Annotated in this window: 10 protein-coding genes and 3 pseudogenes; 9 read left to right on the top strand and 4 right to left on the bottom strand. The window is 66.2% G+C overall.

Annotation, left to right across the window (positions count from 1 at the left end; genetic code table 11):
* Window positions 1–63 precede the first annotated feature (63 nt).
* The 9 genes and pseudogenes from ACUDAL_RS17545 (at window position 64) to ACUDAL_RS17505 (ending at window position 10,787) form a co-directional block, all read left to right on the top strand.
* On the top strand, window positions 64–240 hold the full coding sequence (locus tag ACUDAL_RS17545; protein ID WP_167119311.1) for a hypothetical protein: 177 nt from the start codon (window positions 64–66) through the stop codon (window positions 238–240).
* A pseudogene (locus ACUDAL_RS17540) lies at window positions 230–3,181 on the top strand (ATP-binding protein). Before ACUDAL_RS17545 ends, ACUDAL_RS17540 begins: the two are co-directional and overlap by 11 nt.
* Window positions 3,159–4,553, top strand: coding sequence for a sigma-54-dependent transcriptional regulator (locus tag ACUDAL_RS17535; RefSeq protein WP_444679035.1), 1,395 nt, complete (start codon window positions 3,159–3,161; stop codon window positions 4,551–4,553). The pseudogene ACUDAL_RS17540 and the gene ACUDAL_RS17535 overlap by 23 nt, the downstream one beginning before the upstream one ends.
* 841 nt (window positions 4,554–5,394) lie before the next feature.
* Entirely contained in the window at window positions 5,395–6,795 is a 1,401-nt protein-coding gene (gene pcnB / locus ACUDAL_RS17530) for a polynucleotide adenylyltransferase PcnB (RefSeq protein WP_444679034.1), read from the top strand.
* Window positions 6,792–7,292 carry a 2-amino-4-hydroxy-6-hydroxymethyldihydropteridine diphosphokinase gene (gene folK / locus ACUDAL_RS17525; protein ID WP_444679033.1) on the top strand — a complete coding sequence of 167 codons (501 nt, stop codon included), beginning with the start codon at window positions 6,792–6,794 and terminating at the stop codon, window positions 7,290–7,292. Before pcnB ends, folK begins: the two co-directional genes overlap by 4 nt.
* 113 nt (window positions 7,293–7,405) lie before the next feature.
* Window positions 7,406–8,197, top strand: a complete 792-nt coding sequence (gene panB / locus ACUDAL_RS17520) for a 3-methyl-2-oxobutanoate hydroxymethyltransferase (protein ID WP_444679032.1) — start codon at window positions 7,406–7,408, stop codon at window positions 8,195–8,197.
* A gap of 26 nt (window positions 8,198–8,223) precedes the next feature.
* Window positions 8,224–9,071: pseudogene (gene panC / locus ACUDAL_RS17515) on the top strand (pantoate--beta-alanine ligase).
* Between the two features lie 37 nt (window positions 9,072–9,108).
* Window positions 9,109–9,489 carry an aspartate 1-decarboxylase gene (panD, locus tag ACUDAL_RS17510; RefSeq protein WP_444679031.1) on the top strand — a complete coding sequence of 127 codons (381 nt, stop codon included), beginning with the start codon at window positions 9,109–9,111 and terminating at the stop codon, window positions 9,487–9,489.
* Window positions 9,490–9,611: 122 nt separating this feature from the next.
* Window positions 9,612–10,787, top strand: a complete 1,176-nt coding sequence (locus tag ACUDAL_RS17505) for an acetyl-CoA C-acetyltransferase (protein WP_444679030.1) — start codon at window positions 9,612–9,614, stop codon at window positions 10,785–10,787.
* An 85-nt stretch (window positions 10,788–10,872) separates the two neighbouring features.
* Here the strand turns inward: ACUDAL_RS17505 and pnp are convergent.
* From pnp to rbfA, 4 genes and pseudogenes are all read right to left on the bottom strand, one after another.
* A pseudogene (pnp, locus tag ACUDAL_RS17500) lies at window positions 10,873–13,003 on the bottom strand (polyribonucleotide nucleotidyltransferase).
* Window positions 13,004–13,308: 305 nt separating this feature from the next.
* Entirely contained in the window at window positions 13,309–13,578 is a 270-nt protein-coding gene (gene rpsO / locus ACUDAL_RS17495) for a 30S ribosomal protein S15 (RefSeq protein ID WP_444679029.1), read from the bottom strand.
* A 112-nt stretch (window positions 13,579–13,690) separates the two neighbouring features.
* A complete protein-coding gene (truB, locus tag ACUDAL_RS17490; RefSeq protein WP_444679028.1) occupies window positions 13,691–14,608 on the bottom strand; it encodes a tRNA pseudouridine(55) synthase TruB in 918 nt (305 codons plus the stop codon).
* A complete protein-coding gene (gene rbfA / locus ACUDAL_RS17485) occupies window positions 14,608–15,021 on the bottom strand; it encodes a 30S ribosome-binding factor RbfA (protein ID WP_444679027.1) in 414 nt (137 codons plus the stop codon). The genes truB and rbfA overlap by 1 nt, the downstream gene beginning before the upstream one ends.
* Between the last annotated feature and the right edge of the window lie 8 nt (window positions 15,022–15,029).

The raw sequence follows: 15,029 nt of genomic DNA, 5'->3' as shown, positions 1-15,029 counted from the left end.
CCCACCGGCATGACGTCGCCCCCTCCGGGAACCCCTCCCGGCAAGCAATGAGAGGAGCCGGCCGTGTACGTCTACCGCATCATGCTGTTCCTGGTCTTCGGCGGCTATTTGCTCTCGCCGCTGCTGATGAGCGGCTGGTCGAGCCCCGGCGTGGCCTGGTACCGGCCCTTCGTGATCTGGGGCGTGCTGATCGCTCTCACGCTGTGGCTGGAGCAGAAGAGGAAGCTCGATGAACGCTAGCCTGGCCAGCGTATTCGCGCTCGGCGCCAGCTACCTGCTGCTGATGTTCCTCTGCGCCCTGGCGGTGGAGCGCGGCTGGCTGAGCCGACGGGTCACCCGCCATCCCGTGGTCTACACCCTGGCGCTCGGCGTCTATGCCAGCGCCTGGGCGATCTACGGTAGCCTGGAGCTCGCCTCCACCTCGGGCTACGGCTATCTCGCCTACTACCTGGGCGTGGCGGGGGCGTTTCTGCTGGCGCCGGTCCTGCTGGTGCCGATACAGCGCATGACCCGCACCCACCAGCTCGCCTCGCTGGCCGACCTGTTCGCCTTCCGTTTCCGTTCGCGCTGGGTGGGCACGCTGATCACAATGATCAGCCTGCTAGCCGTCATGCCACTGCTGGCGCTGCAGGTCCAGACCCTGGGCGACGCCATCTACCTGATGACCGGCGCCGCCTCACCCGCTCTGCTGGCACTGGCCTTTGCTGCGCTGATCGCGCTGTTCGCCACCATCTTCGGTACCCGCAACCACGCCCCGGCGCGCCACGACACCCTGCTGGCCGTGATCGCCCTCACCTCGGTGGTCAAGCTGGCGGCCATGCTCGCGCTGGGAGCGGTGGCGCTGTTCGTGGTGTTCGACGGCCCGGCCGACCTGCAGCTGTGGCTCGACGGCCCCGGCCAGGCCCACCAGGCCGGCATGATCCAGCCCGACCCGGCACACTGGCGCACCTTGCTGCTGCTGTTCTTCGCCGCCGCGCTGCTGATGCCGCATATCTTCCACATCACCTTTGCCGAGACGCTGTCGCGCCACACTCTGCTGCAGGCGAGCTGGTCGCTGCCGCTGTTTCTGCTGCTCATGGCCCTGCCGGTGCCGCTGATCCTGTGGGCCGGCCAGCGCCTGGGCAGCGATGCCGCCATGGGCTCTGCCTACCTGGCCTTCGGCCTGTCCGAAACCTTCGCCGTCCAGGCACTGGCGCTGATCGCCGGGCTGGCCGCCTCGAGCGGCACCATGGTGATGATCGCCCTGGCCCTGTCAGGCATGATCCTCAACCACGTGCTGCTGATCGCCCACCCACCCGAGGCCCAGCCCAACCTCTACCGCTGGCTGCGCTGGCTGCGCCGCATCCTGATCGTCACGGTGATCCTCGGCGGCTGGCTTTTCTACCGCACCGTGGGCGTTCACCACGACCTGACCACGCTGGGTCTGGCCGCCTTCGTTGGCATGGCCCAGTGCCTGCCCGGGCTGTTGGCCCTGCTCTATTGGCCCGGCGCCAACCGCAAGGGCATGGTCTCGGGGCTGGTGGTGGGCGTGCTGATCTGGCTGGCCGGGCTGTGGCTGCCGCTGCTCACGGGCCTGCCGGCCTGGATATTGATTCCCCCGGCATGGAGCTGCTGGCCGGCGAGCCGGACTGGTACGTGGTGACGCTGGTCGCGCTGGCCTGCAACACCCTGACCCTGATCGTGGTCTCGCTGGCCACCCATACCTCCGAGGGCGAGCGGGCCGCCGCCGAAGCCTGCTCCGTTGATGCCGTGATTCGTCCCAAGCGCCTGCCGCTGGTGGCGACCACCTGCGAGGAGTTCAAGCAGCCGCTGGCCCGCGCGCTGGGCGACCAGGTCGCCGAGCGCGAGGTGGAGCGCGCGCTGACCGATCTCGGCCTGTCGCCGCTGGACGGACGGCCCTATGCCCTGCGGCGGCTGCGCGACCGCATCCAGGCCAACCTCTCCGGCCTGATGGGCCCTTCGGTGGCCCAGGACATCGTCGACCGCTACCTGCCTTACCGCCACAGCGGCCAGGTGCCCACCGATGATATCCATTTTGTCGAAAGCCGCCTGGAAGCCTATCGCTCCAGGCTCACCGGCCTGGCCCGCGAGCTCGACGGCCTGCGCCGCTACCATCGGCGCATCCTCACGCGGCTGCCGGTCGGGCTATGCGCCTTCGGCGTCGACGACGAGGTGCTGATGTGGAACGACGCCCTGGCGGAGCTTTCCGGCATCGAAGGCGCCAGCGTGGTGGGGGCTCGGCGCGACGGCTTGCCCGCCCCTGGGGCGAGCTGCTCGGGCGGCTGCTCACCGAGCCGTCGGACCACCTCTACAAGCAGGCCGTGGAACTCAAGCGCGGCACCCGCTACCTCACCTTGCACCGCGCCGAGCTCGAGGCCGACGAGGACATCCGCGGCGGCACCGTGATCCTGATCGAGGACCACAGCGAAATGAAATGGCTGGAAGACGAGCTGGTGCATGCCGCCCGCCTCGCCTCCATCGGCCAGCTTGCCGCCGGTGTGGCCCATGAAATCGGCAACCCCGTCACCGGGATCTCGTCGCTGGCCCAGAACCTGCGCTACGACACCGACGACCCCACGCTGCTGGCCACCGCCCAGCAGATCCAGCAGCTCACCGACCGCATCTCGCGCATCGTCGGCTCCCTGGTGGGCTTTGCTCACGGCGGGCGGCACATCGGCGGCACCCAGCTTGCCGCCGTGGCGATCTCGACCATCGTCGACGAGGCGCTGCACTTGATCCGCCTGGTGCGCTCGGGCGAGGATGTCCGCTACCGCAACCTCTGTGCAGCCGAGCTGCAGGTCATCGGCGACGCCCAGCGGCTGCAGCAGGTGATGGTCAACCTGCTGAGCAACGCACGCGACGCCAGCGAGGCCGGCGGAGAGATCATCGTCGACGCCGAGCCGGACGGCACTATGCTCAAGGTAACGGTCACCGACGAGGACACGGCCTCGACGCCAGGGTCCGCGAGCATCTCTTCGAACCCTTCACGACGACCAAACCCCCGGGCGAAGGCACCGGGCTCGGGTTGCCCCTCGTCTACAGCATCGTGGCGGAACACCACGGCAGGATCGAGATCGAGTCGCCGCCGCAAGGACGTGAACGCGGCACCCGCATCTGCCTGTGGCTGCCAACTGAACCAGAGCAGGGTGAAAAGAGTGATGAGTCGGATCTTGATCGTTGAGGACGAAGCCATTATCCGCACTGCGCTGCGCCGATTGCTGGAGCGTCATGACTACCAAGTCAGCGAAGCCGGGTCGGTCAACGAGGCGTTGGTTCTCGAGCCGCGCGGCTTCGACCTGGTAATCAGCGACTTGCGCCTGCCCGGCGAGCCCGGCACCGACCTGATCGGCCACGCCTCGCCGGCACCCGTGCTGATCATGACCAGCTATGCCAGCATGCGCTCGGCGGTGGATGCCCTGAAGCTCGGGGCGGTGGATTACGTGGCCAAGCCCTTCGACCACGACGAGCTGCTCGAGACCGTCTCCCGAGTGCTCCACCAGCACCGCCAGCACGCGCCCTCGCCGCCGGACATCACCGACGCCGGCGGCTCGCGCCAGCAGATGATCGGCGACTGTCCGGCCATGCAGGTGGTCTATACCCGCATCCGCAAGACCGCGCCAGCCGACGTCACGGTGCTGATCCAAGGCGAGTCCGGCACCGGCAAGGAGCTGGTGGCGCGCGCCATCCATCAGCAGAGCAAGCGGGCCGGCGCACCGCTGATCTGCGTGAACTGTGCGGCGATCCCCGAGACCCTGATCGAATCGGAGCTGTTCGGCCACGAGAAGGGCGCCTTCACCGGCGCCAGCGCCGCGCGCACCGGCCTGGTGGAAGCGGCCGATGGCGGCACCCTGTTCCTCGACGAGATCGGCGAACTGCCGCTGGATGCCCAGGCGCGGCTGCTGCGCGTGCTGCAGGAGGGCGAGATTCGCCGCATCGGCTCGGTGGAGACGCGTCATGTGGACGTGCGCCTGATCGCCGCCACCCACCGCGACCTGCGCGCACTGTCCAAATCAGGCGAGTTCCGCCTCGACCTCTACTATCGCCTCAACGTGATGCAGATCGACCTGCCGCCGCTGCGCGACCGCGAGGACGATATTCTGCTGATCGCCGATGTTCTGCTGGAGAAGGCCTGCCAGCGCCATCAGCGCGAGGGACTGCGGCTCTCGCGCGCTGCACGCCGGGAAATCCGCGACTATCCCTGGCCCGGCAACGTGCGCGAACTGGAGAACGCCCTCGAGCGTGGCGTCATCCTTGCTGAAGGCAACCTGATCCACCCCGACGACCTCGGCCTCCGGCCGGGTATCCCCATGAAGCCGCGCCCCGCCCCCGAACCGGTATCACGGCCCGAGGAGCGGCTCGAGAGCGACGGCGGCGAAGACGAGGACCTGTCGCTCGAGGATTATTTCCAGCACTTCGTGCTCGAGCATCAGGACCAGATGAGCGAGACCGAACTCGCCCAGAAGCTGGGAATCAGCCGCAAGTGTCTGTGGGAACGGCGCCAGCGCCTGGGCATTCCGCGCAAGAAGCAGGCTCGCCGCAGCAGCCTGGGCTAAGTGCACCTCGCCGCCTACGACTAAGGTTACAGACTGCTTCGCCCTCCTTATTTCGGCGCCTCCGGGCTCGCAAACCGGGCAAATTGCACCAGGTGTTACCATCCCACCCAGAAACCGCCCGCAAATGGCGCAGCACGGGTAACACCCCGCCGACCCGCAAACGAAGCCTTCTCTCACACAAGATTCAACTTGCTGATAATTCAGAACAAAACGCAACGCTGGCATGTGCCGTGCAATATATATGGCAAGAAAAACAACATCCGGCTGCCACCCACGTCAACAACAAGAACAAGGCGCAGGCGAGGCAGAGCCCGCACGAACAATAACAACACGGGCTGTGAGTTAGACGCGGTCAGGGGCAACAAGAACAATTCGCCCCCGGAAAGGACCGCCCTTCGACTCGAACCAACAACGACAAGAGACGAGCGAAGCACCGGATCCATCAGGACGCGACGCGCCAACCCCGGCCTCCAACAAGAACAATGGCCGCAAGAGCGCACCTTCGGCAACAACGACAAACCGAAGGCAGGCATACCTCACCGATGCCGTCGTGTTGGATTATTGTTTTGAATACGAGGCGGTCGCGAACCAGGAACGTCAACAAACACAACAACACCGTTTGCCTGTGTACTCTTGGTGACTGTGGTGCGTATTCAAGGCGATGCGCCATCACGAAGAAGAAACAGCCGCATGGACGCAGCACCTCAAATGCCTGTAGAGGAGGACCGAAAGGCCTCCTCTTTTGCTGTCTGCCCGCTCCTGGCGGCGCACGCCGCTTTGCAAGGTGTCGGCGCTCGGCTACACTGTTCAACTTTCGCACACTGCGAGTCGATATCGCCGCATGTTCAAAGGATTTACCCGCTTTCTACAGGGCCCGGGCGAACGCCTCCGGTCACTCTTCGGTCCCGAGGAGGCCTCCGGACCAGCCGCTGGCCCCCGCATCATACCCCGCAGCGAGCATCCCGTTTCCCGGCAGCACTTCAGTGAAGCTGCGCTGAAGGTACTCTATCGCTTGCATAATGCCGGCTACGAGGCCTATCTGGTCGGCGGCTGCATGCGCGACTCGCTGCTCGGCAAGATGCCCAAGGACTTCGACGTGGCCACCGACGCCACGCCGGAACAGGTGCGCGAACTGTTTCGCAATTCGCGCATCATCGGCCGCCGCTTTCGCATCGTGCACGTACGCTTCGGCCGCGAGGTGATCGAGGTCACCACCTTCCGCGGCACTCACGGCGACGACCACGGCGACCATATCGCCCAGCAGTCGGAGCACGGCCTGCTGCTGCGCGATAACGTCTGGGGCAATATTCAGGAAGACGCCATTCGCCGCGACTTCACCGTCAATGCGATCTACTACAGCATTGCGGACTTCTCCATCCACGACTTCGCCGACGGCATGCGTGACATCGCCTCCCGCACCCTGCGGCTGATCGGTGACCCGGCCCTGCGCTATCGCGAGGATCCGGTGCGCATGCTGCGAGCCGTGCGCTTCGCGGCCAAGCTCGACTTCCATATCGCTCCCGAGACCGAACGGCCTATTGCCGAACTGGCACCGCTGCTGCTGCAGATACCTCCGGCACGACTGTTCGATGAGCTGCTCAAGCTGTTCATGGCCGGGCATGGGGAGAACACCTTCCGACTGCTGCGCCAATACGGCCTGTTCGCCATGCTCTTTCCCGAAACCGATGAGGCCATGGCCGAGCTGGCGTGGATCGAGCCGCTCATCGAGCAGGCCCTGGCCAGCACCGACCAGCGCATCCACGAGGAGCGCCCGGTCACCCCAGCGTTTCTCATTGCCGCCCTGCTGTGGGGTCCGGTGCAGCGTCGCCAGACCGCGCTGGAGGCCAACGGCATGCCGCCCATCCCGGCACTTCAGCTGGCTTCCCAGCAGGTGCTGTCGCGGCAGCTGCAGCATATCTCGATACCCAAGCGCTTCAGCCTGCCGGTACGCGATATCTGGGACCTGCAGCAGCGCCTGCCCCAGCGTCGCGGCAAGCGTGCGCTGCAGACCCGAGAACATCCCCGCTTTCGTGCCGCCTACGACTTCCTGCTGCTGCGCGAAGCGGCCGGCGAGATCGCGCCGGGGCTCGGCGACTGGTGGACGGCCTATCAGGAAGGCGACGAACACGAGCAGCGTCGCCTGCTGGAAAAGGCGGGCACCGATGCCGGCCCCGCCGGGAACAGTGCTCGGCGCCGCCGCCCGCGCAAGCGCCGCCGTCGTAGTTCGCCAGGCCCATCATGATCGCCCCGGTTGAGGCGTTCATCGGGCTTGGCAGCAATCTCGACGACCCGATCCGCCAGGTACGCCGTGCCGCCGAGGCGCTCGGCAAGCTGCCCTTGACCGAGCGCCTCGGCGTGTCGCGGCTCTACGCCAGCCGCCCGGTCGGCCCCCAGGACCAGCCGGACTTCATCAACGCCGTCGCCCTCCTGCGCACGCGCCTTTCGCCGCTGGCCCTCCTCGATCAGCTGCAGGCGCTGGAACAGCGCCATCGTCGCGTTCGCCAGCGCCACTGGGGGCCCTGCACGCTGGACCTCGACCTGCTACTGTACGGAAAACAGCGCATCGACGTGGCGCGCCTGCGCGTGCCACATCCCGAGCTGTGCCGTCGCGCCTTCGTGCTGATTCCCCTGGCCGAGCTGGCCGCCGAGCTGACTCTGCCGGATGGCCAGGCCGTCGCTGCGCTTGCGCGGCATGTCGGTGCGGAAGGTGACGTTAAAGTGTTACCGGACAACTCATGACACGGCATTAGGTGTTACCGGTCGACACGACACTCCTGTTCTGGTAACAATCACGCGCAGCACGGCGTCATCGGCCCCAGGCCTGGCGCCCCGAAACACAGCGAGAGCACGCCATGAAAACCGTCACGCTAAGCACGCTGCAGGCCTTCAAGCGCGCAGGTGAAACCTTCAGCTGCCTGACCGCCTACGACGCCTCCTTTGCCCGCACCGCCACCGAGGCCGGTATCGAGGTGCTGCTGGTCGGCGACTCCCTCGGCATGGTGCTGCAGGGCCATGCCAGCACGCTGCCGGTGACCCTCGACGACATCTGCTACCACACCCGCTGCGTGGCACGCGCCAAGGGTAGCAGCCTGCTGATGGTGGACCTGCCGTTCATGAGCAACGCTACCACTGAACGCATGCTGCAGGACGCCGGCGAGCTGATGCGCGCCGGCGCCGAACTGGTCAAGGTGGAAGGCGAGGCCTGGATGGCCGAAGGCGTCAGGGAGCTGACCCGGCGCGGCGTGCCGGTGTGCGCCCACCTGGGCCTGACCCCACAGACCGTCTACCAGCTCGGCGGCTACAAGGTGCAGGGCCGCGATGCCGATCGCGCCGCCCAGATCCTCGCCGATGCCCGCACCCTGGTCGACGCAGGCGCCTCGGTAATCCTGCTCGAGTGCGTGCCGGCAAGCCTGGGGCGCGAGATCACCGAAGCGCTCGACGTGCCGGTGATTGGCATCGGCGCCGGCCCCAACACCGACGGCCAGATTCTGGTCATGCACGACGTGCTCGGCGTGACCCACGGGCGCACACCGCGCTTCGTCAAGAACTTCATGGCGGAGGCGGGCGACATCGCCGGCGCCTTCCGCCAGTACCACGAAGACGTCAAGGCCCGGCGCTTCCCCGCCGAAGCGCACTGCTTCTGACGCCGGATGCTGCGAGGAACAGCGAGATGCGTACCCTGCGTGACATAGCCGCCCTGCGCGATGCGCTTGGCGAATTCCGCCACCGCGGCCAGCGCATCGGGCTGGTGCCGACCATGGGCAACCTGCACGAAGGCCACCTGGCGCTGGTGGAGACCGCCCGGCAGCACGCCGACGTGGTGGTGGCCACCATCTTCGTCAACCCGCTGCAGTTCGGCGCCGGCGAGGATCTCGACGCCTATCCGCGCACGCTCGCCGAGGACCAGGCGAAACTGGAGGCAAGCGGCTGCGACCTGCTGTTCGCGCCCAGCGTCGCCACCCTCTATCCGCACGGCCTGGAGCAGCTCACCCAGGTTCGCGTGCCCGTCGTCAGCGAAGGCCTGTGCGGCGGCTCGCGGCCAGGCCATTTCGACGGCGTGGCCACGGTGGTAAGCATTCTTTTCCACCTAGTGCAGCCCGACGTGGCCTGCTTCGGCGAGAAGGATTACCAGCAGCTGGCGGTCATTCGCAAGCTGGTGGCCGACCTGCACATTCCCGTCGAGGTCGTCGGCGTGCCGATCGTGCGCGCCAATGACGGCCTGGCGCTGTCATCGCGCAACGGCTATCTCTCCCCGCCGAGCGCGCCACCGCACCGGAGCTGCACCGCGCGCTGAGCCAGCTGCGCGACGCCTTGCAGGCCGGCCAGCCGGCACCAGCCGCTCTGCACACGGCCCGCACCCACTTGGAAAGCGCCGGGTTCGGGCTCGACTATCTGGAGCTTCGGGCCGCCGACCTGGGCCCGCTTGCCGCCGACACCCGCGACGCCGTGCTGCTGGTCGCCGCCCGCCTGGGCACGACCCGCCTGATCGACAACCTGACCCTGACCCTGCCGCGCTAACGCGCCAGGCCAGCCACCCCGGAGAAACCAGCGCCTCATGTTCACCATCATGCTCAAGGCCAAGCTGCACATGGCCCGTGTCACCCATGCGGTTCTCAACTACGAGGGCTCCTGCGCCATCGACGGCGAACTGCTGGACATGACCGGCATTCGCGAGAACGAGCAGATTCAGATCTACAACGTGGAAAACGGCCAGCGCTTCACCACCTATGCGATTCGCGGCGAAGAGGGCTCACGGCTCATCTCGATCAACGGCGCCGCCGCCCACCTGGCCGGCCCCGGCGATCGCGTGATCATCTGCAGCTACGCCCACTACAGCGAGGCCGAGTTGGATAACCATCAGCCAAGCCTCGTCTATCTGCAGGAAGGCAACGTCGTCAGCCACACCAGCAACGCCATTCCCGTCCAGTTCGCCTGACCGCCCACTGAGCGGCTGCGACGCCTGGCGCAGCCGCTTCCCTAAAAGGGCATTGCCGCAGCGCACAAACGTCGCCTATGCTGGATCGGTTAACGTCAGTGAACGATTCAGGAGAATTCCCCATGAAAGAAGTGGTGATCGTTGCGGCTCGCCGTACTGCCATTGGCGCCTTTGGTGGATCGCTTGCCGGCATTCCCGCCAGCGACCTCGGCGCACTGGTGATCAAGGACATCCTGGCTTCCACCGGCGTGCCCGCCGATCAGGTCGACGAAGTGCTGCTCGGCCAGGTGCTGACCGCCGGTGTGGGCCAGAACCCGGCACGCCAGGCCGCCATCAAGGCCGGCCTGCCTCATTCCGTTCCCGCCATGACCATCAACAAGGTCTGCGGCTCCGGCCTCAAGGCGCTACACCTGGCGACCCAGGCGATCCGCTGTGGCGACGCCGAGCTGATCCTTGCCGGCGGGCAGGAAAACATGTCGGCTTCGCCCCACGTGCTACCCAACTCGCGCAACGGTCAGCGCATGGGTGACTGGAAGGCGGTCGATACCATGGTGCATGACGGCCTGTGGGACGCCTTCAACAACTATCACATGGGCATCACCGCCGAGAACTTGGCCGAGAAATACGGCATCACTCGCGAGGCCATGGACGAGTTCGCCGCCGCCTCCCAGCAGAAGGCAGCCGCCGCCATCAAGGAAGGCCGCTTCAAGAGCCAGATCGTCCCGGTGGAAATTCCCCAGCGTAAGGGTGACCCGCTGGTCTTCGATACCGACGAGAACCCTCGCGAAGTCTCCGCCGACAAGCTGGCCGGCATGAAGCCCGCCTTCAAGAAGGATGGCACCATCACCGCCGGCAACGCCTCCTCGATCAATGATGGCGCCGCCGTGGTGATGCTGTGCTCGGCCGACAAGGCCCGTGAACTTGGCCTCGAGCCGCTGGCGCGCATCGCCGCCTACTCCAACGCTGGCGTCGACCCGGCGATCATGGGCATCGGCCCGGCACCGGCTACCCGCCGCTGCCTGGAGAAGGCCGGCTGGAGCCTGGACGACCTCGATCTGGTCGAAGCCAACGAGGCCTTCGCCGCCCAGGCGCTGTCGGTCAACAAGGAGCTCGGCTGGGATACCTCCAAGGTCAACGTCAACGGCGGCGCCATTGCCCTTGGCCACCCCATCGGTGCCTCCGGCTGCCGCGTGCTGATCACCCTTCTGCACGAGATGATCGCCCGCGACGCCAAGAAGGGCCTGGCCACGCTGTGTATTGGTGGTGGGCAGGGTGTCGCCCTGGCAATCGAGAGGTAACGCCGCGGCGCCAGTGTGACAGCAGTAAAAAACCGCCCCCATGGCCTGGCCATGGGGCGGTTCGCGTTACGGCGTCGAGTGCGGCTTACAGCGCGACTTCGGCCTCGGCGGCTTCGAACGCAGCCTTCTCTTCCGCGGTGATCTCCTTGATGGTGAGCTTCACGCGGTTGCGGTTGTCGATGTCGAGCACCTTGACCACCACCTCGTCACCCTCGTTGAGGAAGTCACGCACGTCGTTGACCCGCTCAGGCACGATCTGCGAGATGTGCACCAGGCCGTCGGTGCCCGGCATGATGTTGACAAAGGCGCCGAAGTCGGCGATCCGCACCACCTTGCCCTTGTACAGCTTGCCGATCTCAGCTTCGGCGGTGATCGATAAAACGATATCGATGGCCTTCTTGGCCGCCGCCTTGTCCTCGGCGTAGATACGCACGGTGCCGTCGTCGTCGAGATCAATGGAAGCGCCGGTGTCCTCGCAGATCTTGCGGATGGTGGCGCCACCCTTGCCGATGACGTCGCGGATCTTCTCCGGATCGATCTTGATGGTGGCCATGGAGGGCGCGTTCTCGGAGACCTCGGCGCGACTCTGGCCGATCACCGCGTTCATCTGCTCGAGGATGTGCAGGCGGGCCTCGTGGGCCTGCTGCAGGGCGATCTCCATGATCTCCTCGTTGATGCCCTCGATCTTGATGTCCATCTGCAGCGCAGTGACACCGGCGGCGCTGCCGGCCACCTTGAAGTCCATATCTCCCAGGTGGTCCTCGTCGCCAAGGATGTCGGTGAGCACGGCGAAGCCGCTGTCATCCTTCACCAGACCCATGGCAATGCCCGCCACCGGCGCCTTCATCGGCACGCCGGCGTCCATCAGCGCCAGCGACGCGCCGCACACCGAGGCCATGGAGCTGGAGCCGTTGGACTCGGTGATCTCCAGAGACCACGCGAATGGTGTAGGGGAAGTCGGCGTCGTCGGGCAGCATCGCCTGCACGCCGCGGCGCGCCAGGCGGCCGTGGCCGATCTCGCGGCGCTTGGGGCCACCCATGAAGCCGGCTTCACCCACGCTGTAGGGGAAGTTGTAATGCAGCAGGAAGCGATCCTTGCGCTCGCCTTCCAGCGACTCGATCAGCTGAGCATCGCGCAGGGTGCCCAGGGTGGCGATGACGATCGCCTGGGTCTCGCCACGGGTGAAGATCGCCGAGCCGTGGGTCTTGGGCAGGCTGCCCACCTCGATGGCCAGCGGCCGCACGGTCTTGTGGTCGCGGCCGTCGATGCGCGGCTCGCCCTTGACCACGCGTGAGCGCACCACGCGCTTCTCGAGACCGGCGAAGGCGCTCTTGACCTCCTCGGCGTCGAACTGGCCCTTCTCTTCGCCGGCGAGCTGTTCCACCGCCTGCTGCTTGAGGGCCGCCAGAGCGTCCTGACGCGCCATCTTGTCGATGATGCGATAGGCTTCGCCGACCTTGGCCTCGAAGGCGCTGGCCACGGCCTGCTTGAGCGCGGTGTTCTCTGCCGGCGGCTGCCAGTCCCACTTGGGCTTGCCGGCCTCGGCGACCAGCTCGTTGATCGCGCGAATGGCCTTCTGCATCTCCTCGTGGCCGAACAGCACCGCGCCGAGCATCTCGTCCTCGAGCAGCTCATCGGCCTCGGACTCGACCATCAGCACGGCCTTCTCGGTACCGGCGACCACCATGTCCAGCTCGGAGCTGGTGAGCTCTTCCACGGTGGGATTGAGGAAGTAGCCCTTCTCCTCGCTGAAGCCGACGCGGGCAGCACCGATCGGGCCGTTGAACGGCACGCCGGAGATGGCCAGCGCCGCGGAGGTGCCAAGCAGCGCCGCGATATCGGGGTCATGGTTGCGGTCGGTGGAGAGCACGGTACAGACGACCTGCACCTCGTTCATGAAACCCTTGGGGAACAGCGGGCGGATCGGACGGTCGATCAGCCGCGAGGTGAGGGTTTCCTTCTCCGTGGGGCGCCCTTCACGCTTGAAGAAGCCGCCGGGAATCTTGCCTACCGCATAGGTCTTTTCCTGATAGTGGACGGAGAGCGGGAAGAAATCCTGCCCCGGCTTGGCGTCCTTGCGGGCGACGACGGTGCACAGCACCACGGTCTCGTCCATGGTAACCATGACGGCACCAGTGGCCTGACGAGCGATGCGCCCGGTTTCCAGGGTGACGGTGCTGCGACCGTATTGAAATGTTTTCTTGACCGGATTCACGGCGACTTCCTTCAACTTGTCTCTACTCATGTATGGGTCGTTTTGACTCGGCGATCATTTTAGGGGTTGACGCGCAGGAGAGCCACCGATACCGCGGTTTTCTCCAAAGGCGCCGGCATGGAGCGAGCGCGGTGGAGCATCGGCGCAGACGCACTGAATCGTCTGCCGGGCGCTGTTGGGCGTTGCCGGCACACGGCCTCCCTGCCACCTCCTGGCGCGCCGAGCGATGAGTCGCCAAGAACCGTGCAGATAGCAAAACGGGCAGCCCATGGGCTGCCCGTTGCGTTTCCAGCTTCGCGCGTCGATCAGCGGCGCAGGCCGAGACGCTGGATCAGTGCCTGATAGCGTTCGAAGTCCTTGCGCTTCAGGTAGTCGAGCAGCTTGCGGCGCTGGTTGACCATGCGGATCAGGCCACGGCGAGAGTGGTGATCCTGCTTGTTGCTCTTGAAGTGGTCCTGCAGGCCATCGATGTTGGCGCTCAGCAGGGCCACCTGCACTTCGGGGGAACCGGTGTCGTTGTCGCCACGGCCGAATTCCTTGACGATCTCGGCCTTCTTTTCAGCGGTCAGTGCCATCTGTCTCTCCAGTAAGCAATATGCCTGAATGGTGAATGAGTGAGACCACGCATATTTGCAGTCTCGACGTTGCTCCCTAGGAAACCTAACGACGCTTGAGTCGTACGTTTCCTCAAACCGCTGCGCTACTCAGCAGCCGTTTCGGTGCCACTTCCTGTGGCCCGATCACCACGCCAAGGCCCAGGAAGGCCTCGGCGCAGTAGAGTCTTGTCATCTCGCCGACCTCGACGCCCGGGCTTTCGACCTCGGCCGACTGGCCGTGCACGAGGCGCTGCATGGCGACCTCGCTCACATCGAGTCTCGGCAGATGCACCACCAGCACGTCGACCGACAGTAGCGTCGCTTCACGCTCCTCCTGTCCGGCCAAGGCTTCGAGCGCCTCCAGGGGCAGCATGCCCTCGCTGCCGAAGGGGCCGGTGGCCAGCCGCCGCAGGGCGGTAATATGCGCCCCGCAGCCCAGCGCACGACCGATATCCTCGGCGAGGGTACGAATGTATGTGCCCTTGCTGACACGCACCTCGAGGTCAAAGGCATCACCCTCGAAGGCGAGCAGCCGCGCATCATACACCGTCACACGTCGCGCTGCACGCTCCACCGTACGGCCCTCACGGGCCAGCTCGTAGAGCTTGCGCCCCTGGTGCTTGAGCGCCGAGTACATCGGCGGCACCTGCTCGATCTCGCCGCGAAAGCGCTCGAGCACCGCCTCGACATCCGCAGCCGTCAAGGGCGGCACCTCACAGCGCTCGATCACCTCGCCCTCGGCGTCGCCGGTATCGGTCACCGCACCGAGCTGGACCCGGGTGCGGTAGACCTTATCGGCCTCGAGCAGGTGCGCCGAGAACTTGGTCGCCTCGCCCAGGCACACCGGCAACAGCCCGGTGGCCATCGGGTCCAGCGTGCCGGTATGGCCCGCCTTCTGCGCCTGCAGCAGGCGTCGCACCCGCTGCAGGGCGTGGTTGCTCGAGGCGCCCTTGGGCTTGTCGAGCAGCAGCACGCCGTCGACCGCCAGGCCTCGCCGGCGACGCGCCATCAGCCGCGCTCTCCTTCGTTGCTATCGTCCGTGCCCTGCTCATCGTCGTGACGCGCACGGTCGCTGGAGACGGCTTCGTCGATCAGCGAAGAGAGCCGCTGGCCGCGCACCACGCTCTCGTCGTAGTGGAAGCGCAGCTCCGGCACGTGGCGCAGCTTGATGCGCCGGGCGATCTGGCTACGCAGGAAGCCCGCCGCCTGCTTGAGGACCTTGAGGTTCTCCTTCACGCGCTCTGGGCTGTCCTCGCCCAGCAGGGTCACGTAGACGTCGGCATAGCCGAGGTCACGGCTGACCGTGACCCCGCTGACGGTGACCATGCCCAGGCGCGGGTCCTTGACCTCGCGCTGGATCAGCACGGCCAGCTCCTTCTGCAGCTGGTCGCCGACCCGGTCGGTACGCTTGAACTCTCGCATGCTCCACT

This window comes from Halomonas sp. E19, from assembly GCF_052439355.1.
In the GTDB taxonomy this organism is placed as follows: Bacteria; Pseudomonadota; Gammaproteobacteria; order Pseudomonadales; family Halomonadaceae; genus Halomonas.
Note: the sequence above shows the minus strand (reverse complement) of the source record. Positions and strands in the feature narration are given on the sequence as shown.

Coding starts and splice junctions, on each gene's coding strand:
- panD (WP_444679031.1), top strand. CDS start 9,109: ATGTTCACCATCATGCTCAAGGCCAAGCTGCACATGGCCCGTGTCACC.
- rbfA (WP_444679027.1), bottom strand. CDS start 15,021: ATGCGAGAGTTCAAGCGTACCGACCGGGTCGGCGACCAGCTGCAGAAG.
- panB (WP_444679032.1), top strand. CDS start 7,406: ATGAAAACCGTCACGCTAAGCACGCTGCAGGCCTTCAAGCGCGCAGGT.
- folK (WP_444679033.1), top strand. CDS start 6,792: ATGATCGCCCCGGTTGAGGCGTTCATCGGGCTTGGCAGCAATCTCGAC.
- rpsO (WP_444679029.1), bottom strand. CDS start 13,578: ATGGCACTGACCGCTGAAAAGAAGGCCGAGATCGTCAAGGAATTCGGC.
- ACUDAL_RS17535 (WP_444679035.1), top strand. CDS start 3,159: ATGAGTCGGATCTTGATCGTTGAGGACGAAGCCATTATCCGCACTGCG.
- pcnB (WP_444679034.1), top strand. CDS start 5,395: ATGTTCAAAGGATTTACCCGCTTTCTACAGGGCCCGGGCGAACGCCTC.
- truB (WP_444679028.1), bottom strand. CDS start 14,608: ATGGCGCGTCGCCGGCGAGGCCTGGCGGTCGACGGCGTGCTGCTGCTC.
- ACUDAL_RS17505 (WP_444679030.1), top strand. CDS start 9,612: ATGAAAGAAGTGGTGATCGTTGCGGCTCGCCGTACTGCCATTGGCGCC.